This is a genomic window from Alteromonas sp. 14N.309.X.WAT.G.H12, assembly GCF_036697315.1.
GTDB lineage: Bacteria > Pseudomonadota > Gammaproteobacteria > Enterobacterales > Alteromonadaceae > Alteromonas.
In genome coordinates, this window is the sequence record NZ_JBAHZB010000244.1 from 1 (window position 1) to 617 (window position 617).

General features: G+C 66.9%; 1 protein-coding gene. It reads left to right on the forward strand.

Annotated features, from left to right (window positions below):
- Positions 1 to 263: 263 nt before the first annotated feature.
- A partial coding sequence (locus tag V5298_RS20785; RefSeq protein WP_332933308.1) for a MobA/MobL family protein occupies positions 264 to 617 on the forward strand: 354 nt, incomplete at its 3' end.

Below are 617 nucleotides of genomic sequence, written 5' to 3' on the forward strand. Positions count from 1 at the left end.
GCTCTATGCGTCGACCGACACGCCGGTAACGGAACCATCCCCGCAAGGTCAGGTGGAAGTCCCTCAATTTCAGTGAGGGCGCACTTACATGTTACCGGTGGTAACATTCAGCGTAAGCGCGCTCTCCCGAGGGGCCACTCCGTGGGGGCCAAGCGTGCGCCGCTTGGATCCGCGCCCCGTCCCGGCGGGGTGCCGGCCACCTCCCCGGTGGAGGGCCAACGGGCCTCCCGGCCCTTTGGATTCCCGGAAAGGAGTACAGTCCCGTGGCGATCTACTCGTTGCACGTGTCGAACGTGAGCCGTGCCGCCGGCTCCAGCGCCGTCGCCTCCTGCTCGTACATCACCTCGCGTCGGATGCGCGACGAGCGCACCGGCGAGGCGTTCAACGGGTTCGGCCGCAGGGAGCGCGTCGAGCATGTATGCACGATGCTGCCCGAGGGCGCGCCCGGCGAGTACCTCGACCCGGAGCGTTTGTTCAACGCCGTCGAGATGGCCGAGAAACGTTCCGACGCGAGGCCCGCGAAGAAGATCATGGTCGCCCTGCCCCGCGAGTTCGACGCCCGCGAACGCTTCCGCGCACTGGAGGACTTCATCTCATGGAACATCACGGCCAACGGC